Consider the following 24509-nt stretch of genomic DNA (forward strand, 5'->3'; position numbering starts at 1 on the left):
CACTGACCGTACAGTGACGAAAAGCGACGCATGGTGAATGGAGAACGGAAGGTCCGGTTACAGGATATCGCTGAAAAAGCAGGGGTTTCCAGGGCAGCTGTGGGACATATCCTGAATAATTCAGGTTTGGACTGTGTACGGGTATCGGAAGCGACCAGAAAGAAAATTCTGAAGATCGCAGAAGAGCTCGACTATCGTCCTAACCGTGCTGCTCAGAGGCTTCGGGGAATGCCCACCCGGCTCATCGGAGTCCTGCTCGACACGGTCAATATGGCTGTTTTCTCCGCACGTCTGGCTGCGATTGAAGCAGAAGCCCATGCTCGTAGCTATCGACTGATGATCGGTCAGGTCCATCACGATGCGGATGAAATTAAAACGTATCTCGACGATTTCATTGATCATGGGATGGATGCCATCCTGTGTCTCTTTGACGTGATGCAGGATACCCGGCCGCGACTGAAAAAAGTTTTTGAGAAGCGGAAAAATATCATTCTGCACTCATCACCCATCCTGAAGACCCAGCCTTGTATCCGTGTTGAAACGTCTTACGCGATCAAGCTGCTGGTTGACCACCTTGCTGAGCGAGGCAGAAAGCGAATCGCCCTCCAGTTATGGTCTCCTTCCGACCTACTGATGTCCATCCGCAGTGATGCGTGGAAGACAAATGTCAAAGGATGGGGGCTTCCAGTTGCCAATTCACTGATCTGGACCAATCCCGAGGCAACACAGAAGCCGACCTCTGAAGCTGTGGATCACTGTATTCAGAATCTTGTCTTGAAAAACAAGGCTGATGCAATCATCGCCTCCAATGATGAATGGGCCGTGAGAATCATTCAAGGTTTGCATCGTCACGGACTTTCGGTTCCCGAGGACATTGCGGTAACAGGGTACGACAATCTGGATATCGCAGATGTCATAGAACCGGGGCTGACAACGATTGACCAATGTCATGCATCTTACGCGAAGGAAGCTCTGAATCTGGTCGAGGAATCGCTGGCAGGCCCCATCCCCTCATCGAAAAGAATTCGGGTCATTCTACCCGAACTGGTCGTTCGTGAATCGACTTGATCAAAATTGTGATACAGGATCTGACATCGATTTAATGAATAATCACTCACGATCTGCTGATTGACGCGTGCGGGATTCGAACCCAGCCTGATCGGTGTGAAAGACCGATGACCTCACCAGAAGTCGAACGCGCCCTGAAAACAGTCAATAAAAAAGGCTCGATATCGCAGTGACATCGAGCCTGATCGCTCTCGGGCAGTATTTAACTGCTGTCATCTACGCATACGATGAATACCGCATTCCTCACAATGAAATACTTCACCGTGAAATACTTCACCGTGCAGAAATTCGAGCAGAGCAATAAATGACATGGGATTGGACTTTAATTTATAAATTGATCAAAAAATGAAACTGGAATCTGCAGTGGAGACGTAAACTTAAAAGGAAAGGTTCGGACATTTTTGAGTGAAATCTGAATTTGACAAAATCCCACTGGCTTCACTCAGGCTGTAATTTATTGCCCATCACTCTAATCAATATTTAACACCAAGCTTGCTTATCGACTGAATTTAATAGCGGCTCATCATTGAGAAACCGCCGAATGTTTTCCAGCAGCATTTGCAGATGTCGTTCCGGAACTCGAAGTGAAGCGGCTGCGATGTGGGGTGTGATCAACACATTCGGCATTGCCCAAAGGGGATGGCCAGAGGGGAGTGGTTCAATCTCAAAAACATCCAATGCCGCTCCTGCGATTTGCTTTTTCAGCAATGCGTCTGTCAGTGCAGCCAGGTCGACAATCGCTCCTCGACCGATATTGATGAGATAACTTTCTGGTGACATCTGCGAAATCATGTCAGCATCAAACAGTTTCTCGGAACTCGGCGTGTGCGGAGCGGCGATGACGACGAAGTCGGATTGCTGCAGTAATTCCGGCAAGCGATCAAGTGGCCAGATCTCTTCCAGAATGTCGGGGATTGGGGTCGGCTTTGGATCTACTCCGAATAGCTTCATTCCAAATGCATGAGCTCGTTTTGCAATTTCCCGTCCAATTTCACCGACGCCAACGATTCCCATCGTGCAATCTGAAAGATGCTTGTGAGCCAGATCGACTGGTGTCACATTTCCCGGGCCACCGAGGAAGTCAGTTTGAGCGTGCTCGTCGCCAATTGGTCCCCAATGATTTCGGGACTGTGCATCTCGGTAAAGATGGAGGTTTCGGGCAAAAGTGATGACAAAGCCCAACACATGATCTGCAATCACATCCGAAAACAGACCTCGCATATTGGTCAGTTGTGCGGGATGGGCGATCAGTTCCGGAAATAGATAATGCTCCAGACTGGCGGTGGGTGTTTGAATCCATTGCAGGGCATTTGCACGGCTCAATAACTCAGGTGTCATCTTGCCATAGAAGGCATCGGCATCGGATATTTCAAGCAGGGCCTCTGCTTTGTCGGTCGCATTCACGACGTTCAGGTGTCTGGAAATGTTCTGAATTGTTTGTAATCGGGCAGAATCGATCGCAGGGAAAACCAGTAATTTTCGGGATATCGTGGCGGGAATCGTCATAATCTCTGTTTGCTTTCCAATTTCTGAAAAAGAATATGCAGAAACGGTCGCTGCTGATTGAAAAATGGCCCGTTCATGAGAGAATATAAGAAGATGTCGATGAGACATTTTGTATTGCAATCCTCAATCTAATGAAAGGTAAGCGGCGAATAATGACCTGGTTACCAAAAAAATCTGTTGTTGTACCGATTGATTTCTCGGGAGAATCCAAACGGGCAGTCGAAACGGCTCTCGAACTGGTTTCTCTTCCCGAACAGGTGCATGCCATTCATGTGATGTTTCCGCTGGATATCGTCAGTCCGGGAGCAGCTTGGGGAGCAGTGGATGAAGTCGAGCGAGAAAATGCGGCTCGTGCTCATACACTCGAATATATCAAAGAGAACAATTTCACGGGCGTAACCGTCCTGAATCGTGTGGGTGATCCGGGAACGGAAATTGCCGATTATGCCTCGTCGATCAATGCGGATTTGATTGTGATTCCTTCGCATGGTTATCATGGAATCAAACGAGCCTTGCTGGGATCGGTTGCCGAACGCGTGATTCGTCATGCCCATTGTCCTGTCTTGGTGTTACGCCGGGAAGATGCTGAGTAATTTATGTCGAATCCAGATCGAACCTCATCACCACTCAATCGCCGCCAGTTTCTGGGGGACAGTGCCCGCAATGCCGCCACCGCTGCAGCGGGAGTTGTCGGTTTATCGCATATTTCCCAGGCAAGGGTGAGCGCCTTCTCTGGTGATCTTTCCAAGGCGGATAAAGTACGCGTTGGAATTATCGGATTACGAAATCAGGGATTGGAACTGGCTCGGACTTTTCAGCAAACGAGCGGCTGTGAGATTGCCTCTATTTGCGACGTCGATGCCGCCGTGCGTGCACGGGCAGGACGGGAATTGAATCTGGAGAGCAATAAGGTTCGTAGCGAAGAGGATGCGAATTTCTTGTTCGACGATCCCAATCTGGATGCACTGGTGATTGCCACTCCCGATCATCACCACGCCTGGATGTCCGCCATGGCGGCTAACGCCGGGAAACATCTCTATCTGGAAATTCCGACCACACACAAATCGGAAGAAGGCGAACGCTTGCAACAGATGCTTTCGCAAACTGGTGTGCTGGTTCAAGTCGGACTGCAGCATCGCAGTGGACAGCATTATCACTCTGCGATGGAGTATCTACATTCTGGAGAACTCGGTTCGATTCGTTACGTCAAAGCCTGGGCGTGTGTGAAACGTCAGAAACTGATCACGACGGAAAAATCGATTCCTCATCCGCTTTCTCAACATCAGCAAAAGCTCTGGCTGGGGCCGGAATCATCTTGCGAACTGGCAGGTCCCGACTGGCATTTTCAATGGCGTTGTCTCTGGCCGTTCGGTTCCGGTGAACTCGGCTCGTGGGGCGTCCCTTTACTCGATATCGCCCGCTGGGGCTTGCAGGTCGACTTGCCGAATCGTGTGACCGCAACTGGTGGAAGCTATCATCTCAACGATGGTCGCGATACCCCCGATACCTTGCACGTTCAATACGATTTTCCCGATGCTGCAATCGTATGGGAACATCGTCAGTGGTCGAGCAGAGGTCACGAAGGCCGTCCGCATGGGGTCGCGTTTTATGGTGAAAAGGGAACTCTTATAATAGACCGCAGTGGCTGGAAAGTTTACGACAGCAAAAATTCCGTCGGACAACCAGCCAGCAAAACCCTGGAACCGCACGTGCAAAACTTTGTGGATGCCATTCGCCAGAATGTACCCCTCGCATCCGACTTTGCTACAGGTCGTGCCAGTTCCGATTTCTGCCATCTTGGAAATCGTGCTTTTCAACTGGGTGAGTCGATTTCAGTCAATGCTTAGCCGTTAAAGTTTTTTACAAGCACGAAGCGCAAGCGAGTGTGTCCGTATTCCGTTGACACACTCGCTTGCGCTTCGTGCTTGTGATTTTACGTATTATCGAGTTGAACAATTTTGGGTTTGAATTTTGATTAATTTGAACTGAGAGTTGCAATTTATACTGGTTCACTTTCTGATACATTCTTCTCAGTCAAGTTCTATTTCCGGTTCTGGAAACACATTCCCTGAGGATGTTTCGACTCGACAAATCAAAGTCTCAAGAAAGTGATCGATTATGAGCGAATCCACTGCAGTTGAGAGTTCTTTTATCCCTAAACCGCTCGGTACATTTGAAGTGCATATGTATCAGGTTGACGGAGGGATGTCGTTTGGATCGTTAATGCAGTTATGTGGTGGGTTGGGTTTCACAGGGATTATTCTCGGTGTGATTGCCCATTTTGTGGGGCAGTTTTTCTGGTTCATAATAATTTTCCCCGCATTGATTGGATTGGGGGTTGGACTTGTTGGTTCGGGACTGATTAAAAAATTCCGCATTCGCAATCCGCTGATCTGTGCGATCGCCGGTTTTGCTGCGGGCGTAATTGCGATGCTGACAATGCACTATATGGACTATCGATCGTTCAATTCATCGATTGAATCTGCCGTGGGATCCGAAGAAGTTGCTGAGATCCGATATGTCGCCACTCATATCGATGAACTTAGCAGAGATCTGGAGAATCAGCCGGAGGATGTTCAGGAGCTGGTCAATGGCTTAAAGGCAGACGAGCAAGCCCTGCGATTGTTTAAGATTGATTCCTTTCCTGATTTCATGAACTACTCGGCAGAGCAGGGAGTGGAACTTTCGGGGCGAGCCGGTCGGGAAGGAGCAAATCTGGGATATACGGGCAGCATCATTTACTGGCTTGTCGAAATGTTGATTGTCGCAGGAATTTCCTTTGCCATGATGCGATCAGCAGCAGCCGAGCCTTTTTGTGTGGAATGTCATTCCTGGAAAGAGAAAGCGATATTCGGACCGTATCGCCCCGAATATGAAATACTGAGCGAGCTTCAATCCGGACATCTGAGTACGCTACCCCTAAGATCCGGAGATGAATTGATTCAGGCAGGAGACTGGACGCTCGGCTTGTGGACTTGTCCGAATTGTCAAGATCAAGTGCCGGTGGATGTTTACGTGCAGAAAGTCAAGCTTGGCGAAAATGGGGAAGTGACCCACGATGAAATTGAAAAGCTGACATATCCTCCTGAAGCCTTCGTTCCACTACACGTCGCCTGCCGTAGCGAGGAGAAAAATCCTGTCGCAGTGCTTGAGGAAAAATCTACAGAAGTGGACTCCGAGCAGAGTGACGACGACGATTCCGGAATCGTACAGGTTTAAAGGACAAAGACTTCGGGGAAAATTCTCCCTCAAACTGATGACTTCTTGTGGACTTCGTCCACACAGATAGCGGAGCTATCTGGGCTACCCGTTTAATCCTGGTTCTATCCCCAAGCGAGTGTTTTCTGCCAGGCGGATTTCAGCTCGACGAGACTCTGATTAATCACGATATTACCAGATGCATTTCGGATGCTAACTTCAGAGGAATCGGTCACTTCACCCAGCCAGGCGAAAGGAACCTCATTAAACAGGGTTTCAATTTGGTCGACATTTTCCGGCGTCACTTCGATCAGGAAGCGGCTGTTGCTTTCTGCAAAGAGCAGGGCGATGTCTTCAAGATCACTTGTGTGAGGCATGTTTTCGAGGGAGAGGTCGAGGCCGAGTTCTCCTGCAAACGCCATCTCAGCTGCAGTGACTGCCAGTCCACCTTCGCTTAAATCGTGACAGCTGCGGATCAGTTGTTGATTGTGAGCTGCATAGATTGCTGCAAAAATATTTCGGGCTTCCGCGAAATCGACAATCGGAACTTCGCCGCCACTCAGGTTCTCCACCAGATTGAAATGACTGCCGCCCAGTTCGTTGCGAGTCGTTCCGACAATTGCGACGCGATTTCCGGCTGATTTCAAATCCATTGTCACGCAATGTTCAATTTCATCGATCTGGCCGAGTGCGGAAATAAGCAGGGAGTAAGGAATAGAAACGACCTGAGTTTCCCCGTCTTTTTCGTAGGTGAATTCGTTGTGTAGGGAATCTTTCCCGCTGACAAATGGTGTGCCGAATTCGAGAGCGGCCTGTTGGCATCCCAGAGCCGAGCGAACCAATGCACCGAGAGTTTCGGGGCGATCGGTATTGCCCCAGCAGAAGTTATCGAGGACGGCGATTTTCTGCGGATCAGCTCCGACGGCGACGCAGTTTCGGATCGCTTCATCGACTGCAGAAATGGCCATCCAATAGGGATCGATCTCGCCGTAGTGTGGATTCATTCCATTGGAAATGACCAGCCCTTTCGGAGAATCAAAATCGGGTTGAACGACGGCAGCATCGGATGGGCCATCGTGTTTCACGCCGACGAGAGGCTTTACGACCGATCCCCCCTGAACTTCATGATCGTACTGGCGGATGATCCACTCTTTACTGCAGACGTTTGGTGCACCCAATGTTTTGAGGAGCGTTTGATTGAGGTCGATTCCTTCCGGCAGTGAAACGGGAGTGGACTGTTTCGGTGTATAAGTTGCATCGCGAATGATGGGCGGCCGACCATCGTGCAGGAAGGCCATCGCGACATTGCCGACGAGTTGATCCTGATACTTGAGGACGAGTTGTTTCGTATCTGTGAACAGACCCAGGATGACAGCTTCGACTCCTTCGCTGACACAAACCTGCTCAAACTCTTCCCATTTTTCTTTTGGGACCGAGAGAACCATCCGTTCCTGAGCTTCGGAAATCCAGATCTCCATGTAGGAAAGTCCGGAATACTTGAGTGGAGCCCGATCGAGCCAGACTTCGGCTCCGGTCTCTTCGCCCATCTCGCCGATGGCACTGCTGAAACCGCCAGCTCCGCAATCGGTTATTGCGGAAAAGAGATTGCGGTCGCGAGCTTTGAGCACGACATCAGCCACCATTTTTTCGGTGATCGCATTCCCAATCTGCACGGCTCCGCCAGATGTTTCTTCGCTTTTATCGGTCAACACTGCCGAGGAGAATGTCGCTCCATGAATACCGTCCAGTCCGGTTCGGCCACCGATGGCGACAATATATTCGCCTGGCGAAACGACTTTCTCCGATTTTCCTTTTGGAATGACAGCCACATTTCCGCAGAAGACGAGCGGGTTGCCGATGTAGCGGTCATCGAAGTAAACCGCTCCGTTGACAGTCGGAATACCCATACGATTGCCGTAATCGCGAACACCGGAAATCACGCCCCGGGCAATTGTTTTGGGATGCAAAACACCGGGAGGCAATTCGCTGTGTGGTGTTTCGGGAGGAGCAAAACAGAAGACATCTGTATTCGCGACCGGACGTCCGCCTAATCCTGTGCCGAGGCAATCGCGAATCACGCCACCAATGCCGGTGTTGGCTCCGCCGTAAGGTTCGAGTGCAGAAGGGCGATTGTGAGTTTCAACTTTGAAGCAGGCGTCGTATTTATCGTTGAACGTGACGATCCCGGCATTGTCTTTGAACACACTGACGCACCAGTCGTTTTCACCGAGCTGTTTCCGGATTTGCACGGTGGCGGCGAAGATGGTTTCCTTGAGCATGTTTTCAAATTGCCGGGTTTGTCCTCCTTCGGTGTAGCGAATGCGGCCAGCCAGGGTTTTGTGAGAACAGTGTTCGCTCCAGGTTTGAGCGACGGTTTCAAGTTCGATATCGGTCGGATCGCGATTCAGTTTGGCGAAATAGTCCTGAATGGTGTGCATTTCAACCAGAGATAGCGAGAGTAGATTCTCCCGGCTGATAGTCATCAGTTCTTCATCGCTCAGCCCGGCCAGTTTGACGGTCTTCAATTCGAAGGGAACATCGTGCCCGATCGCAATGGTTTTTAGTTGAAGAGGTCCGCGGACAACGCGTTCGATGGCATCGTTGGCGAGTGTTTTGGCAATTGTGCGTTGAATTTCGCTATTCTCGGCTGAGGCATCGAACCAGTAACGCCGGCAGGTGGCGACATCAGTCACGGGTAAGCCCCGCTCCTGAAGTTCGCGGCGAGTGCTGTAGGCGACATTGTCGGTCATGCCCGGCTTGAAGAGGACGTTAACCTGTGTCTGTTCAGATTCTGCACTGTCGCTAGAGCCTTCGAGATCGAGCCTTTTGATGGTCGCCTGTTCGGTAACGGGGTCTGTGAGGAGTCGTTGAATGGAATCGACTTGTGCCAGCTCCAGTTCTCCTTCAATCAAAAACACTCGAGCGGAAGCGACTTTTGTGATCGTGGAACAGCCCAATCCGCCACTTTCACTCACAACACGACTGGCTTCACGATCAACATACGGTTGTTGAGCGATGATTTCGATTTCCCAAAGCATGGCAGCACTTGTTTTCTGAACGAACAACGGAACGGATTTTCCCTGTGCGTATCATAATAGGATTGCCGAAAATTTGAATCGACCGGCATTGATGGCTGAAGGAATATCAGTTTCAGCATATTCATTGATCAGCAAAAATAATGCAGTGATTTTCTGGCCTCCAGCCACTCAATACTGGCGATTCAGATTCACTCGCTAGCGCTTCGTGCTTGTTACACGGTCACCATTATTGCTGATTTGGTAACGAATTCGACTTCATAACCGTTTCCATCTGCTCGTGAATGTGTTGCATGATCATGGGGATGTAGATGATGCCGGTGTAGTGGTTGGCGGGCATGAGGATGTGATGAGTGGGTGTCAGGTTTGCGGCTTTGGCGAATGAAATCGCGTTCTCCAGTGGAATGACCTGATCGTATTTGCCGGAATATAGCCAGACTTTCTCGGCCTGAACTCCCGAGGCGAAGCGGTTTGGTTCAATTTGGTGGATAACTGGCTGCAGGATTTTGGGATCGATATTCGCTTTTTCCAGTTCCTTTCGCATTTTCGCGGCATCTTTCTGGCCGTTGGCAATGATACTCATGAAATCGCCTCCTGCGAGCATCAGGAAGACCGCATCGTACTGGCAATCGACTCCGGCAACGGTCGCGTTGACCAGTCCGCCCAGAGAGGTTCCCTGCAAGGCGATGCAGTGGGGATCGATAATCGGAATACTCTTCACGGCATCGTAAGCGCGACGGACATCCATAATCGCCTGCCGAATCAGCACGAGTAATTCCTCAGGTGTCGGCTTAGTTCCCCAGCTGCGTTTTCCATAACTGGGCAGATGCAACAGGAATGTGTGATAAGCCCGTCGATTGAGTGTGCGGGCAAACAGGCGTCCGACGGGCATGCTGCGACCCGATTCATGAACGACGACAATAGCCGGTCGGTTTAATAACTGTCCGGCTTCATCGCGGGCGGCATACCATTCCAGGCAGGCTCGATCATTTTCCGGATGTTGACTGGAAATTGGAGAGGGAAACCGGACTAGAAAATCTGCAGAAGATTCCTCGGCTGCTTCGAGATCTACGGAAAAGGGCTGAGGTGTCCAGGATAAATTCTCCAGTCCAGCCTTCTGATCCTCGTTTTCAGCCTTGGAATAGTCGGTTTCGGTGTCCTGAGCCTGAAACTGGCTGCCCAGTTGAATGACCGCAGACGATTCCGCCAGCAGTTCATTGGTGAAAATGCCTGCAAGCAGAAGTGAAAAGAGAGCCCATGTGGGAGAATTCATGATTAATAGTGCCTTTTTACGGTTCTGGGCTGATCGATTTCCCGAAATGGTAGATTCTCGCGTACAATCAGCATACTCTGATAATATCTAACATTGAAACTTCAATCCCCAATTGGTCCCACCTATGGCTGGTAAAAAACTGACGGTCGTGATTTCACAGTCGCAAAGTAAGAATCCGAAAAATAAAGATCTGGAAGAAACGCTGGCCGCCCGTCTGTTAATGGACGGCACGGTCGAAGTCGCAGTCGTGCCGCATCTTTACGATTTGCATGCTGAACATACGGGGATGCTCTTTCTGAAATCGGTGCCGGGCGATCTGGTCGTTCTCTCCTGGTTATACCCTCGTCCAACCCGTTGGGTTTTGCATCGTCAGGGAGTTCGCGGTCAGGAAGGGATGACGCTGCTTGAAGAAGAGGTCGATGACGACGAGATGGGAGACGAAGCTGAAGAATCTCCCGGTCGCGGTGTTGGGATGGGTGAATTGCCGAAGCGGAAACTGTATTGCATCGATCTGCGAGTCAGTTCTTCAGTCGATGACTACTTCAATGAAATCCAGCGGATCGCCAAAGAGAAGTCGGTGGAGACGGTTGATTTGATGGGCTGGATTCAGGGGAGCCCGAAACCGGAGCAGTTGCAGCGATATCTGCGAACACCGGAGGCGCCGGCAGCCCAGACAAATGGAAATGGACAGGCACCTGCAGTCGAAGAGCCGGAACCGGTGAAGCGACGCTGGTATCCGGTCATCGATTACGAACGTTGTACGAACTGTCTGGAGTGTATCGATTTTTGTCTGTTCGGTGTGTATGGCGTGACCGACAGCGATTTGATTCTCGTCGAAACGCAGGACAACTGCAAAAAAGGCTGCCCGGCTTGCAGTCGGGTCTGTCCCGAGAATGCGATTATTTTCCCCGGCCACAAAACCCCCGCCATTGCGGGAGCTCCCGGCGAAGTCGCTGGGTTTAAGATCGATCTTTCCAAGTTGTTCGGAGCGGAAAACAGTATCGATATCGCGGTGCGGGAACGCGACCGGGAGCTGGTCGCCGATGGTCGTGATGCGGTGGGCGAAGAGGTCGGATTGAGAAAACGGCAGGCCGATAAAGGTTCTAAACCGAAAGATGAACTTGATGACTTGATGGATAGTCTGGATGAGTTGTCTCTCTGAGACGAAAGCGGATGGCGGAAAGCGGAAAGCCGGGACAATATTAAACCAGGCGAGCCGTCGCAGTCATGCGACGGGTGGGTACGAGTCATTCTTGATCTGTTTATCACGATTGTTTATGCACAAAGATCATGATAAAACCCGTGCCATGACTGGCACGGCTCGCCTTAACTTATTATGCAATCATGACAGACTTAGTCGGCGTTAATCTGACCACTCAACATTCTTCAGACTCTCGTCTGCAGGAAGCGTATCTCACGTGTCGTCAACTCCTGTTGAATGAACGTGTTGAACAGGGGCATTGGGAAGGTGAGTTATCGACCTCGGCTCTTTCGACCGCAACTGCGGTGATGGCATTGATTCAGGTGCAGCGAGCGGAATGTTCCGGCGTTGAATTGAATGCTTTGCCAGAGCTGATTTCGAATGGCATACGCTGGTTACTTTCTGAACGCAATAACGATGGTGGCTGGGGAGACACTCCGAAAAGTTTGAGCAATATCTCGACGACGATGCTCGTTCGAGCTGTGCTTGAGATTACGAAGAATACGGATTCGCTCAAATCCATGATTGATGAGTCGTATCTTATAAACACTGATCAATATATTGAGCGAATTGGTGGGGTAAAGGCTGTTAGGGAGCGATACGGCAGGGACCGAACTTTTTCCGTTCCCATCCTGATGCAGGCGGCTCTTGGTGGGATGGTCGATTGGAGAGAGGTTAATCAGCTCCCTTTTGAAATGGCTTGTCTGCCTGCGAACTGGTACAAGTGGGCCAACCTGCCGGTTGTCAGTTATGCGCTGCCGGCTTTGATTGCGATTGGAGTGTTGAAACATCGAAAACGGCCAACTTGGTTTTTGCCGTGGCGATTCGTTCGTAATTTCTCCGAAGCTTCTTCATTGAAAAAGTTGAGAAAAATTCAGCCGACGACGGGCGGATTTCTCGAAGCCACGCCATTGACCAGTTTTGTGACGATGAGTCTGGTCGCAGCCGGGCATCATGAATCACCCGTGGTCAAAGAAGCGGTTCGATTTCTACAGGACTCCGTTCGTCCGGATGGCAGTTGGCCAATTGATACAAATCTGGCGACCTGGACCACGACACTCAGCTTGAATGCTCTGAATGATGATTTGCCTGAAGAAGCTGTCGAGCCAATTGTTAAGTGGCTGCTCGATCAGCAATATCAGGAAGTGCATCCTTACACAAATGCCGATCCCGGCGGCTGGGCCTGGACCGATTTATCGGGCGGCGTTCCCGATGCCGACGACACTCCGGGAGCGATTCTTGCCCTCTCACATTTGAAAGTGCGAGTTGATTCATCGACTCAAAATCGGATTGACTCGGCTATTATTGCCGCGAATGTCTGGCTGCTCTCACTGCAGAATCGTGATGGCGGCTGGCCGACATTTTGTCGAGGATGGGGGAAATTGCCCTTTGATCGAAGTTCTCCCGATATTACTGCCCATGTTTTGCGAGCCTTGATGGAGACTCAACCGGGATCGAAGAGTCAAATCGCTCGTGGTTTTCGTTTTCTGGATCGTCAACAACGCCCGGATGGAGCGTGGCTGCCACTCTGGTTTGGGAATCAATTTGCCAAAGAAGATGAAAATCCAGTCTATGGAACTTCCCGAGTCTTACTGGCTTATGCCGTCGAGCATGAAGAAACGAATTCGTCTGAGCGTAAAACGCGAATGCAAAAAGGTTGCGAGTTTCTAAGTTCGATTCAAAATGAGAATGGAGGCTGGGGCGGGGCAAAAGATGTGATTTCATCCGTCGAAGAGACTGCTCTGGCTGTCGATGCCCTGATCGCTTGTAAATCCGATCCCGAAATTATCCAGCGGGGCGTGAACTGGCTGGTTCATCAGGTGGAACTGGGGAAAATTGCTGAGTCGTCTCCAATTGGCTTTTACTTTGCAAAGTTGTGGTATTACGAGAAACTGTATCCGCTGTCTTTCGCGACATCGGCTTTAAGAAACGCATTGAAATTGGTGCGATAAGCACGAATAATGATATGTTTCCTGTCTTTGAGCAATTTCTTAGCTGCGAAATTGTTGAAGAATCGCCATAATAGACGTTTCTCAGGGAGTTCCTCCATCTTCAGCAGAATAACTGCATGATTTCACAGCGACTGACATACATTGGCCTCGAATCCTACGGCTGGGCAGCTTTGCTCATCCTCTGTTTTCTGACGGCTGTCGGTCTGGTGGTCTGGTTATACCAGTACGAACGCAAGCTCGTTTCTGCTCCAGTTGGCTGGACATTGATGTCTCTCCGCGTCCTGCTGCTGGCGGTTCTGCTGCTGATGGCCTTACAGCCGACTATGAGTTGGACGAATTCGTTCAAAGAGCAGATGTCTGTACTGGTTGCGCTCGATGTTTCTCAAAGTATGGATCTGGTCGATGAGCATGCGACCGATGAAGAACGCAAACAGTGGGCTGTTGGTCTGGGGATGATTAAGAAGGATGTGCTGGAAGATTCGAGCGTTTCTTCTGTGGCTGAAGCGGACTCTGAAGAAGGCCAGAAAGTTATTGAAAGCAATGAAACCGATAGTCCGATTTCTTATAATGAAACAACGCACCACATGAGTCGGTTCGATCTGGCTCGGCAACTTTTGTCGGCTCCAAAAATCGGTTTGCTGGACCGGCTCAAAGATATTTCTGGAGTTGAAGTTGTTCTGTTTAGCCGCTCGGTCAAAGGAACTGCTGGGGAAGATCTGGCTGGATCCCGCGAAGCTCTGGCCGATGGAGTTACCTCGGCATCGACATCATTTACAAAACTCCTCGATGAAATTGCGGCTCGCGAAAACTGCACGGCTGCCATTGTCGTCAGTGATGGGGTCGACACTTCCGGTGAAAAGCCGCTTTCTCAGCTGAAACAACTTTCGGGGCAATCGCGATCCATCTTCAGCATCCTGGCAGGCTCGGTTTCTCAGCCGGTCGATTTGGCGATTGAATCGACCGATCATCCGGAATCGGTTTATAAGAAAGATCAGCCACTGATCCGTGTGCGGGCAACAACAAATGGCTACGAGGGACGCAATGTTACGGTCACACTGACCGATGTGACGACCGGAAGCCGGTTGACGCATGAAGTGATCGGCGGCGAACGTTTTGCCGATGTCGAATTCAGTCCTGTCTTGAATACTCCCGGGCGTCAGCGGTTTATTGTCGATGTGAGCCCCTCTGCCGAACTGAATGCGGATCAGGGGAGTGCTTTGGAGGAGACCAAGCAGGACAATAATCAGCAGGAATTCGCAATCAATGTGATTGATGATACCACACGCATTTTGCTGGTCGATGGCGAAGCCCGCTGGGAATTTCGTTTTCTGGATGCCGCTTTCGAGCGAGATGATCGCGTCAATCTGAATGCGGTTCTGTTTGAGCAGCCTTATCTCGGATTGCTACCACACTCCTTTTTTGACAGTTCACTCCCGAACGCAAAAACATCAGCCGGTCCCTTTGATGAGATGGATATGGTCATCTGGGGCGATGCCGATCCCCGTTCGGTCGATCAGGGAACCTGGGAGAAACTGGAGCGGTTTGTCGGTGAACGAGGTGGTACGCTGGTTGTCTCAGCAGGCAAGCGTCATTTCTCAGCCGTGATGCAAAATCCGATTCTCGCCAAGATGATGCCGATTGAGCATTTTCGACATATTGAATCGAATCGCAATGAAACGGCACCGAGTCCGAATCTTCGCGGTTTTCATCTGAAATTGACGCCGCAGGGTGAGCAGCATCCTGTGATGAAGCTGGATACCGATAACGCACAGAATCTGAAAGCCTGGGCGAATTTGCCGGGACACTTTCACGGACTGGTTGGCGATCCCAAACCGGGAGCCGTTGTGCTGGCTACGCCCGTCGGAGGAACAATTTCCTCAACGACTTCGCGACCAGCCGGGGCGATTGTCGTGCAGAATTATGGATTGGGTCGTGTGTTATGGCTGGGCATCGACAGTACCTGGCGATGGCGATCCCGTCGCGGGGATAAAGATCATTATCGTTTCTGGGGTCAGATGTCGCGCTGGGCAGCCGAGATGCGATCCTCTGCCGGTTCCGATGATGTCCGGCTCGCTATCGACTCCACGGAAGTTGAGGAAGGGGAGCAGACGACAGTCCGGGCTCGCTGGTCGAGAAAACTATTGCAGAATACCTCCGGTGAAATTCGAGCGGAAATTGAAGTCTATCCGAGTGACGAAAATCAGCTGGTCCCCATCATGCGTTTTCCATTGGTCGGACTCGAAACTGAACCGATGCTGCATGAAGCTCAGATTCCGGAATTGCCCGTCGGGGAGTATCGTTTGCGACTGACAGCAGCGGATATTCCACTGGGACCAGTCCCCATTGAAGCGAAGTATTTCGTGAATCCTCGACAAAACAGCGAGACAAATCAGCTTTCTGCTGACCGTTCGCTACTCGAACAATTTGCAGCTGCGACGAACGGAGCCGTGTTTTTGCCGCATCAAATGGATGAACTTCTGGCAAGACTGAATCCAGATTCTCTCACGCTGGAAGAAAAAACGGACTTTCCCCTCTGGAATCATTGGTTAATGTTTGTGATGATCATGGGAATACTGACAGCCGAGTGGCTGGTTAGAAAATGGTACGGTTTGCCTTAAAATACGTTTGAGTCTACAAAGTCCTCTCTCCCTCTGGGAGAGGGTTAGGGTGAGGGAATTTGATGTTGATTGAAATAAGAGCGTCGAAGGGATCCCCTCATCCGGCCGTCGGCCCCTTCTCCCCAAGGAGAAGGAAAGATGACCGCTCCCCAAGGAGAAGGAGAGATGACCGCTCCCCAGGGAGAAGGGAAGATGAGATGGGTAGCCCAGATAGCTCCGCTATCTGGGTGGACGAAGTCCACAAGAGGCCTTCAGTTTGAAGATTGAATTTTCTCACAGGCTGCGCCGCCCCGAAAGAATCTTTCGGGGCTATCCAAATAGTTTATTTAAAGATTTGACACGATTCAAAAATTACACACCGTCGTTCAACACGGCTCATAGAGCCGTGGCACGATATTAAACAGTAAGTCGTTGTTACAAAGCCTTTCAGGCCGGAAATGGATCTCCTGATGAGTCAGACTTATCCTCACTCTGCGACATCAACTGCTGGTTTGCCCGTAGAATTGCGGAACGAACTGGCTCAGTTGGATCGTCGTCTCCGCTGGGTCAGCTTTGCCAAAGGTTTCGGCGGGCTGATGTTTGTCGGTCTGGTGCTGGCTTCGTTGTTCCTCACGACGGATTACCTGTTCCCATTGCCGGGGAGTATCCGTTTCGGATTCCTCTGCCTGCTCGGGCTGACGGTACTCTGGCTGGTTTATCAATGGCTAATTGTTCCGCTGGCTCGAAAACGACGCTGGCCGGAACTGGCGTATATGATTGACAGCTCCTTTCCTGAGTTGCAGGAACGTGTCAGTTCGACCGTTGAACTTTCAATGAATCCGTATCATGGTCTGCTCGAATCGGCCTTCATGCGGGATCGTTTGCGACAGGAAACGAATACGCGATTAACAAAAATCGACCTGTGGGAGTGTCTTTCCCTGCGTTCGATGGCGATTGCTCTGGTTGGAGCGACGCTGTTTACCATCGTTGCCGCTTTTCCATTCCTGTTGAATGCTCAGGGCTATTCCTTGTTATGGCAGAGATTGCTTACGCCGTGGGTGAATCTCGACTCGGCCACCAATTTGACGTTTATTGTCGAAAACGGAGATCGCACAGTTCCTCGCGGCAACGATGCCTTGATTGTTGCGGAACCGCAGTGGCGATATCACGAAGGAACACTTCCCCGACAAATTCGTCTTACCTGGACCAACGAGCGGGGTGAATCGCAGTCGCGGGAAATGTCGTATGATGTCGGCCGAAATGCCTATGTCGGCAAGATTCCTCAGTTGATGGCGAACATCACCTACAATCTATCGAGCACCAGTGCCCGTTCTCGAACTTATACAATTGAAGTGGCCGATCGCCCGCGGATTGTGGATGTGCGATTAGTCATCGATCCTCCAGCTTACACAAATGTGCCTCAGTCGGTTATCGAAGGAGCCATCGGCACGATTCGTGTGATTGAAGGGAGTCAGTTGACAGCAGAACTGACCTTCGAACATCCTGTTGCCCAGGCCGACTGGGTCTGGCAGACTCAGCGGCTTACGGATGCCGGTCCTGCAGAAAATTTGATTGATCCCAATGAATCGACGTCACCCACTCTGGCGACCTTACGCGAGCCTGCGGTTTTATCGGATGACGGGCTCAAGGCGACGATTCGCACGCTGGCTACTCAATCCGATCAATTCCAGTTTGCCGTTTCCAGCTCAAATGGTTTGAAGAATATCGACGAACCTCATCGGTTGATTCAAATTGTCCCCGATCGTGCCCCAAGAATTGACATGGGTGGCACGAACGATCCCGTCAAAGTGAAAATGAACGATGTCATTCCCATTGAACTGCAGGCCGATGACGACTTTGGGCTGATGGACGTGCATGTGCTCGTTGAACATCTTTCTGCAGCCAAGAACAACGCAGTTTTGATCGACTGGAAATCGGAACAGACAGGCTCTGAAGTTCGACAGTTGAGTGAACAATATCAAATCGATTTGTCTCGACTCGAGTTGAAAGCTGGAGATATTATCGGTTATCGAGCAGTCGCCCGAGATGGTCGCCCTGTTCCTGGACCCAATGAAACCTGGACATCGCGGCGGGTGCTGATGATCGATAATGATGTCAAAACGATAGCCGGTCAGGAAGTCGAAGACTTTTACGCCAATGTGCGTCGTCATGCCGATATCGTGAAGAATGAGATCGCCGCTCATCGCAAGGAAATCGAGAAAGAACGTCACGAACTCGATCCGAAACCTCGTCCAGAAGCCGATAAGAAAATCGAAGAAAAGCGTCCCGAATGGATGCAGACAAAACTCTCACTCTCACTGCAGCTGGAAGATCTGGCACGCAAACTGGAGACGCGTCCCATCACAACTGCCCTTTCACAAATGCAGGTGAAGCCGGCTCAGGAATTGATTGAAGAGACCGCAAAAACGCTCGAAGAGTTTGCACCGAAGCATGAAAACGATTCGATTGAACTGATCCGTAAGCATGAAGAACAGATCCGCGAAGCGGAGCGGTCACTGGATCGATTGTTGAATCAACTTCGTGATGCCGAGCGGATTGAAGAAGAATTGACTGAGCTTCAACAGTTGGCTCGACGCGCAAAGCAACTCGCGGAACAAGCCGGGCAGTTGAATGAAACTGAGCAGAAAGATAATGAATCCTCCTCTGCAGAGAATACCGAGCAGGAGCAGACAGAGCAGCCGGAGTCTCTGGAACAGCAACCTCTGGAAAAATTGAACAACGAGTGGGCGGCATTGACGCAGGATCTGGAACAGTTGATGAATCGTCGTCCCGAGCTCAAACAGGCGGCTAAGAATTCTCTGCTTTCGGAAATTGCCGAAGCCGCGAAAGTGGCTGAAGATCTCGCCAAACAACAGACGGCATTATCTGAGGCGACACAAGCGGATCAGCAGGTCCAGTCAGAAATGCAGCAGCCGCTCACTGCAGAATTGAAAGAGACTGCGGAACTGGCGGAGGAATTGGCCAGCAAGTCTGCTGAGGAGGCTCAGAAAACAGCGGCACCGTTATTCGATCCCTCGAAAACAAAAGAAGCAGTCCACGAACAGGAGTCAACAAATCTGGGTAAGGCGTCCGAGCTTCTCGAAAAAGCTAAAGCAGCACTGGAACGATTCCAGGAGCAATCGGAACAGGCTCAACCTCTGCCTGACGATGCTCAGCAAGCAGCCAACGAAATTGCAAAGCGCAGCCGCGAACTTGCTCAAAAAATGTATGACCATAATGAAAAGGAAAAAGGATTCGACGAACAGGATCGGCATCTGAAACAGGAACAGAAGAATCTCGATAATAAGTATAGGAATAAACCCCTGGATGATGAGGCCGAACAACAGCAGGCCGATTTGACCGAGCGGAAGCAAGCGAATGACGAGGCGATCGAGAAAATCAACAATGAAAAGCAAAAGCTGGCCGAGCAATTAGCAGGCTTAATGGAAGCGGCTGATGCGGTCGATGTTCCACCGAATTTGCATCCTCATAAACGCAATGCCATTTTGAAGATGGATGAATCGTCTGAAGAACTGCTCGCCAGAACTGATCGAGCTGATGATCGCCTGCGGGATGCGGCGAGCAATCTCGAAAATCTGGCACGGAATATCAAAGAGCCTGAAAAACGCGCTGTAATGACTGATCAGCGGTTGAAACCTCTCCAGGACCAGGCCGAACAACTGGCTAAAGAGACGGCAGATAAAGCGAATCAGGAAGGCGAACCCGATCCGAATGCCGGTCCGGAATTAGCCAAACGTCAACTCGAACAAATCAGAAATGCTCTCGGAGCAGACTCTGTCGGTGAAGAAGATAAACTGGCAGAAGCGGTTAAAACCGGGATGCAGGCTAATGAAGAGTTGAAAAAGAATGATCTGAAAAAAGCCGCAGAAACACAGCAAAAATTTGCCGAACAACTTGCCGAGTTGAATCAGGCGATCAAAGGCGCGGCTCAGAAAGCGAAAGATCAAAAGGCTCAGGATCAACCGGCTGAAGCAACGGAAAAACCAGCTGAGAGTTCCGCAAATCCTGAAAAGAGTGCCGATGATAATCAGTCAACTCCTCAGGAAAATTCAAATGGTGAAAAGCCAGCAGAGCAAAATGATACTGCGACTGCAGAAAATGCAGCCAGCAAATCGAAACCGCAGGCCTGGAACGAAGCCAATCTTTCACCAGAACTGAAAGAGCTCCGCTTTCCGAAAGATCAGATTTCTCCAGAGAAAGTGAAGGAAGAACTGGAGCGTCTGGCAGAGGCTCAACAGAAGTTGAATGAGAAGACGAATCAAACGATTGCCGATAATAGTGCTCCGGAAAAAGAAAAGGACCTGAATAACAAACTTCGCAACCTGGCGAACGAGCAGCGGTCGATAGCCGATCAAACAAAACGTCTCACCGGCAGCCCGGCTGCGCTGCCTCGTATGCACGCCCAGCAGGCTCAGAAAGAGGCGACTGAAGCGTTGAAGGAGTCCAAACCGGAAGAGGCGACTCAGGCTCAAAAACAGGCTGCTGATAATCTGGAACAGGCGATTGATCAAATCGAACGACAGATGGTATCCGAGAATACACCGCAGAAAGACAATCCGAAATCACCTGCTCCGGACTCGAAGCAATTAGCACAGGATCTGCAGGATAAACTGGCAGAGCTCGATCGGAAAATTGCTCAAGCGAAATCAGCCACATCACAGGAAATGGCTCAGACTCCCAACGCAGAACCTCAGACCTCTGAGGAAAGTCCCGCTCCAGCGGAGACAACACCGGAGCAAACTCCTTCTGCTCATGAACTCAGCGATTCTCTGCAAGCCCTGCAGACGACTCAACAAAGGATAGCCGAGCAAGCTGAGCAATTAGCACAGCAAGCTGAAGCGATGAATCCTGATCAGAAATCAGCCAATGAAAAATTGCGGAATGCCGCGAATGCTGCTCAGAAAGCGAGTGAGCAATTGAAGAATGGTCAATTGCAGCAGGGGACGTCCGAGGCTTCGCAGGCAAGTGAGAATTTGTCACAAGCTTCTGAAGAGGGCTTGGAGTCGGAACCGGCTCAACATGCAGCTGAGCAATTGGCCGAACAGCAACAGGAGGTTACCGAGCAATTGGAAGCTCTGTCACAAAATCCTCAGGCCTCAAAACAGGCACGGGAAATGACACAAGCCGAGATTCAGGTGCAAACGCAGGCATTGGCAGAAGCGTTCAAGCGTCTGGCCGAAGAAAGTCAGGCAAAACCGATTGATGAGCGACGAAATTCTGAACAGCTGGCTAATCTGCAAAAGGACTCTCAGGAAGCCACTGAAAATATGCAGCAGTCCTTACAGGAAAGTCAGGATGGGAATTTGCAATCATCTGGACAGGCATCCCAGAAGGCGGCTCAGCAGTTACAGCAACTGGCAAAACAATCCTCTGAATTAGCCAATACAAAACGAGATACTATGGTTCCGGAAAATGTAGGGGATGAAGCTGCTGACGCTTCAAGAATGTTGCAACAGGCAAAAGAGTCACTTCAGAATGCGATGCAGGAACAATCTCAACAGCAGCAGGCGAACTCGGAGGGCTCACCAAATACTCCTGCCAGCGAAGGGGATCCCTCACAATCGCAGGCGAACAGTCAGCAAAGTCCACAATCCGGTCAGCCAACTCCATCCAGTGAGCAATCCGCCTTGCAGCAGTTGGCACAACAGTTAGCTCAGGCGGCTCAGGATTTGAATCAGGCTCATCAGAATCTGCAACCACCGCAACAGAATTCGAATAACATGTCTCAACAGCAAGCTCAGGCAGAAGGTTCCCCTTCGAATCCTTCGGAAGATGCCGATTCCAATCAGGGAAATCAGACGTTGATGTCCGGGAATGAACAACCTGATGGAACGGTCATGCGTTCTGCATTGATGCGAGACTGGGGAAAGAAGCAGGGAGAACTCGAGGCCGATTTGACTGATGCTCGCCGTCGGACAATCGATCAGGAATATGCACCGTTGATTCAAAGTTACTTCAAATCACTTTCAGCGCCAGAGAAGTCGGAGAAGTAACCCATGCAGTTTTTGAAAACGGTTGCCGTAACCACGGTATTAATCAGTTCGATTTTCGTTTGCCCGATATGCTTAGTGCAGGCAGATGAATGGAGCGATAAGGATGTCGATGTCGCCATCGAAAATGCGCTGGAGTATCTTTCAAAACGACAACTCCCCAATGGGGCCTGGCAGATTGATAATATTGGGGAATCGACGGCCTCGACATCATTGGCGGTGATGGCATTCCTGGCGGGTGGGCATGTTCCCGGAGAAGGTCCGTATGGCGATCAGATCGACAAAGGAATCCGCTGGGTGCTCGATCATCAGGAAGCCAACGGCATGCTGATTCATAAAACGAGCCATGGCCCGATGTACAGCCACGGTATCAGTACTTTGATGCTGGCTGAGGTCGTTGGGATGTTGGGGGTTGAAGACGCGGCTCGTGCACGTCGGGCTCTTGAGCGTGCCATCCGACTCATCCTGGAGGCTCAGGCGGTTCCCAAGAGTGAACGGCAGCGTGGGGGATGGCGTTATCAACCATCGAGCCGAGATAGCGATTTGAGTGTGACGGGATGGCAATTGCTGGCATTACGAGCTGCCAAGGATATTGGGTGTGATGTTCCTGCTGAGTCGATCGATCTGGCAGTCGAGTATGTCAAAATGTGTGCCACGCGTGATCAAAAGGGATTTGGCTATCAGCCCGGCGGCGGACCAACTGCAACTCGTACTGGCACAGGAATTTTGTGCATGGAAGTCTGTGGAGTCCACGAGAGTCCCGAAGCAGTCGGTGGAGCAGAGTATATTATAAAGGACCCCCTGGACTATCGCGATTCTTACTTTTTTTATGGAGTCTATTACTGTTCCGTTGGGATGTTCAAAATTGGAGGCAAATACTGGGAGCAGACTCGGAGAGATTTATTCAGTTTGTTGCTGGAAAAGCAGGATGCCGACGGCAGCTGGTCCTCTGAAAATGCTTCTGAACGTCGGGTAGGGCAGGTCTATTCGACGAGTTTGTCAGTTCTGGCTTTAGCAATTGAATACCGCTACCTGCCGATCTATCAGCGTTAAAAGCATGAAGAATCACTGATTTAAGAGAATCCACTCTCGGATCTCCAAGAACCCTCTTTGTCTCTTGTCGAATTCCCGGCTCTTCCCTTAAGCTGACACTGCGCCGAACTATTCTGCCGAGACGACCAAGTTCTCGACTCAGGCAGGGATGATTATGAACCAGACCATTGCGGAACGTCGGAAACGACGGTGATAAATTCAGAGGATGCACTCCATGTACGATTATGATGTCGTTGTTATCGGCACAGGCCCCGGAGGAGAAGGGGCCGCCATGCAGGCGGTGAAGGAAGGCAAAAATGTTTGCGTTGTCGAGAAATACAAACAGATTGGTGGAGGTTGCACACATTGGGGAACGATTCCCAGTAAAGCATTGCGACATTCGATTTTTCGCATGACGGAATTTAATTCCAGCAGCTTCACGAAAGATTTGGGGATGACGCTCAAACTCGGATTTCCGGAAATGCGTCGCAGTGCCGAAGCGGTTATCGCCAAACAGGTCGATATGCGGCAGGGTTTTTACAACCGGAATCGAGTCACGCTCCTGTTCGGTCATGCTCGTTTTGTCGATGCAAATACGATTGAAGTGTGCGAAGAGCATGGTGGTTGTCAGTTAGTCACTGCAGCCTCATTCGTGATCGCGACGGGATCTCGCCCCTTCCAGCCTCCGGGAGTCGATTTCAATGATCCTCGCGTCTACGACAGTGACACGATCCTGAAAATGAATCACACTCCAACGTCCGTCACCATTTACGGTGCAGGTGTGATTGGATGTGAATATGCGTCCATGTTCCGGAACCTGGGATGTAAAGTCAATCTGGTCAACAGTCGCGATAAGCTTCTTGAATTTCTTGACGACGAAATTATCGATGCCCTCAGTTATCATCTGCGTGAACGCGGTGTGTTGATTCGACATCGTGAAGTGTTCGAACGTGTTGAGACTCGAGAAGATGGAGCGATTTTGCATTTGCAATCGGGGAAAATGTTAAAAACCGATTGTTTGCTCTGGGCCGCAGGTCGTCAGGGAAACACAAATGAAATGGGCCTGGAGACGATTGATCTGACGCCCAATAAACGCGGACAAATTGAAGTGAACGAGGATTTCCAGACGAAGCTTCCGCATATTTATGCCGTAGGCGACGTGATTGGACCACCTTCTTTGGCTTCCGCAGCTTATGTCCAGGGACGATATGCTGCTAGTCATATGATTGATGGTCATGCAGATAAAGCCATGATTCGCGACATCCCTTCCGGGATTTATACGAGTCCGGAAATCAGTTCGCTCGGCCAAACAGAACGCGACTTAACGGAAGCCTGTATTCCATACGAAGTTGGACATTCAATGTTCAAGAGCATTGCCCGTGCTCAGATAACCGGGCAAACGGTTGGAATGCTGAAGCTTCTATTTCATCGAGACACTCTGGAAATTTTGGGAATTCATTGTTTTGGATTCAATGCAACAGAAATTATTCACATTGGTCAGGCGATCATGTCTCAACAGGGAACGGCCAATTCGTTGAAGTATTTCATGAATACGACGTTCAATTATCCAACCATGGCGGAAGCTTATCGAGTGGCTGCTTTGAATGGATATAACCGTCTGTTTTAATGCCCTGAT

The 24509-nt window shown here is 50.4% G+C and carries 13 protein-coding genes and 1 tRNA gene; 10 read left to right on the plus strand and 4 right to left on the minus strand.

The window, feature by feature from the left end; genetic code table 11:
* Nucleotides 1–30: 30 nt before the first annotated feature.
* On the plus strand, nt 31–1068 hold the full coding sequence (locus tag Pan54_RS03735) for a LacI family DNA-binding transcriptional regulator (RefSeq protein WP_146502228.1): 1038 nt from the start codon (nt 31–33) through the stop codon (nt 1066–1068).
* Between the two features lie 61 nt (nt 1069–1129).
* On the opposite strand, the gene Pan54_RS25715 is transcribed toward Pan54_RS03735, so the two are convergent.
* Nucleotides 1130–1202, minus strand: a tRNA-Glu gene (locus Pan54_RS25715).
* A gap of 346 nt (nt 1203–1548) precedes the next feature.
* On the minus strand, nt 1549–2574 hold the full coding sequence (locus Pan54_RS03740) for a D-2-hydroxyacid dehydrogenase (protein ID WP_146502229.1): 1026 nt from the start codon (nt 2572–2574) through the stop codon (nt 1549–1551).
* Between the two features lie 152 nt (nt 2575–2726).
* Between Pan54_RS03740 and Pan54_RS03745 the strand changes: the two genes are divergently transcribed.
* From Pan54_RS03745 to Pan54_RS03755, 3 genes are all read left to right on the plus strand, one after another.
* A complete protein-coding gene (locus Pan54_RS03745) occupies nt 2727–3167 on the plus strand; it encodes a universal stress protein (RefSeq protein ID WP_146502230.1) in 441 nt (146 codons plus the stop codon).
* A 3-nt stretch (nt 3168–3170) separates the two neighbouring features.
* A complete protein-coding gene (locus Pan54_RS03750) occupies nt 3171–4421 on the plus strand; it encodes a Gfo/Idh/MocA family protein (RefSeq protein ID WP_146506292.1) in 1251 nt (416 codons plus the stop codon).
* A gap of 271 nt (nt 4422–4692) precedes the next feature.
* Nucleotides 4693–5793, plus strand: coding sequence for a hypothetical protein (locus Pan54_RS03755; RefSeq protein ID WP_146502231.1), 1101 nt, complete (start codon nt 4693–4695; stop codon nt 5791–5793).
* A 104-nt stretch (nt 5794–5897) separates the two neighbouring features.
* Here Pan54_RS03755 and purL read toward each other — a convergent pair whose 3' ends face one another.
* Together purL and Pan54_RS03765 are read right to left on the minus strand one after the other, a co-directional pair.
* Nucleotides 5898–8810 (minus strand): phosphoribosylformylglycinamidine synthase subunit PurL, encoded by a 2913-nt coding sequence (purL, locus tag Pan54_RS03760; protein ID WP_146502232.1) that lies wholly within the window; start codon nt 8808–8810, stop codon nt 5898–5900.
* Nucleotides 8811–9036: 226 nt separating this feature from the next.
* Entirely contained in the window at nt 9037–10080 is a 1044-nt protein-coding gene (locus Pan54_RS03765; RefSeq protein WP_146502233.1) for a hypothetical protein, read from the minus strand.
* Nucleotides 10081–10204: 124 nt separating this feature from the next.
* On the opposite strand from Pan54_RS03765, the gene Pan54_RS03770 reads away from it, so the two are divergent.
* The 6 genes from Pan54_RS03770 (at nt 10205) to sthA (ending at nt 24500) form a co-directional block, all read left to right on the plus strand.
* Complete coding sequence (locus tag Pan54_RS03770; protein ID WP_146502234.1) at nt 10205–11242, plus strand: ATP-binding protein; 1038 nt, start codon at nt 10205–10207, stop codon at nt 11240–11242.
* A 182-nt stretch (nt 11243–11424) separates the two neighbouring features.
* Nucleotides 11425–13233 (plus strand): prenyltransferase/squalene oxidase repeat-containing protein, encoded by a 1809-nt coding sequence (locus Pan54_RS03775; protein ID WP_146502235.1) that lies wholly within the window; start codon nt 11425–11427, stop codon nt 13231–13233.
* Nucleotides 13234–13349: 116 nt separating this feature from the next.
* Nucleotides 13350–15851: a hypothetical protein gene (locus Pan54_RS03780; protein WP_146502236.1), complete on the plus strand. Its 2502-nt coding sequence runs from the start codon at nt 13350–13352 to the stop codon at nt 15849–15851.
* A gap of 449 nt (nt 15852–16300) precedes the next feature.
* Nucleotides 16301–21844 carry a DUF4175 family protein gene (locus Pan54_RS03785; RefSeq protein ID WP_146502237.1) on the plus strand — a complete coding sequence of 1848 codons (5544 nt, stop codon included), beginning with the start codon at nt 16301–16303 and terminating at the stop codon, nt 21842–21844.
* A 3-nt stretch (nt 21845–21847) separates the two neighbouring features.
* The gene (locus Pan54_RS03790; RefSeq protein ID WP_146502238.1) at nt 21848–22894 is read left to right on the plus strand and encodes a prenyltransferase/squalene oxidase repeat-containing protein; all 1047 of its coding nucleotides are present in this window, start codon (nt 21848–21850) and stop codon (nt 22892–22894) included.
* A gap of 214 nt (nt 22895–23108) precedes the next feature.
* Nucleotides 23109–24500 carry a Si-specific NAD(P)(+) transhydrogenase gene (gene sthA / locus Pan54_RS03795; protein ID WP_146502239.1) on the plus strand — a complete coding sequence of 464 codons (1392 nt, stop codon included), beginning with the start codon at nt 23109–23111 and terminating at the stop codon, nt 24498–24500.
* The last annotated feature ends 9 nt before the right edge of the window (nt 24501–24509 follow it).

This window comes from Rubinisphaera italica (assembly GCF_007859715.1).
In the GTDB taxonomy this organism is placed as follows: Bacteria; Planctomycetota; Planctomycetia; order Planctomycetales; family Planctomycetaceae; genus Rubinisphaera; species Rubinisphaera italica.

Excerpts from the sequence above, each read along its gene's own strand:
- Pan54_RS03735 (WP_146502228.1), top strand. The coding sequence starts at position 31 with ATGGTGAATGGAGAACGGAAGGTCCGGTTACAGGATATCGCTGAAAAA.
- Pan54_RS03740 (WP_146502229.1), bottom strand. The coding sequence starts at position 2,574 with ATGACGATTCCCGCCACGATATCCCGAAAATTACTGGTTTTCCCTGCG.
- Pan54_RS03745 (WP_146502230.1), top strand. The coding sequence starts at position 2,727 with ATGACCTGGTTACCAAAAAAATCTGTTGTTGTACCGATTGATTTCTCG.
- Pan54_RS03750 (WP_146506292.1), top strand. The coding sequence starts at position 3,171 with ATGTCGAATCCAGATCGAACCTCATCACCACTCAATCGCCGCCAGTTT.
- Pan54_RS03755 (WP_146502231.1), top strand. The coding sequence starts at position 4,693 with ATGAGCGAATCCACTGCAGTTGAGAGTTCTTTTATCCCTAAACCGCTC.
- purL (WP_146502232.1), bottom strand. The coding sequence starts at position 8,810 with ATGCTTTGGGAAATCGAAATCATCGCTCAACAACCGTATGTTGATCGT.
- Pan54_RS03765 (WP_146502233.1), bottom strand. The coding sequence starts at position 10,080 with ATGAATTCTCCCACATGGGCTCTCTTTTCACTTCTGCTTGCAGGCATT.
- Pan54_RS03770 (WP_146502234.1), top strand. The coding sequence starts at position 10,205 with ATGGCTGGTAAAAAACTGACGGTCGTGATTTCACAGTCGCAAAGTAAG.
- Pan54_RS03775 (WP_146502235.1), top strand. The coding sequence starts at position 11,425 with ATGACAGACTTAGTCGGCGTTAATCTGACCACTCAACATTCTTCAGAC.
- Pan54_RS03780 (WP_146502236.1), top strand. The coding sequence starts at position 13,350 with ATGATTTCACAGCGACTGACATACATTGGCCTCGAATCCTACGGCTGG.
- Pan54_RS03785 (WP_146502237.1), top strand. The coding sequence starts at position 16,301 with ATGAGTCAGACTTATCCTCACTCTGCGACATCAACTGCTGGTTTGCCC.
- Pan54_RS03790 (WP_146502238.1), top strand. The coding sequence starts at position 21,848 with ATGCAGTTTTTGAAAACGGTTGCCGTAACCACGGTATTAATCAGTTCG.
- sthA (WP_146502239.1), top strand. The coding sequence starts at position 23,109 with ATGTACGATTATGATGTCGTTGTTATCGGCACAGGCCCCGGAGGAGAA.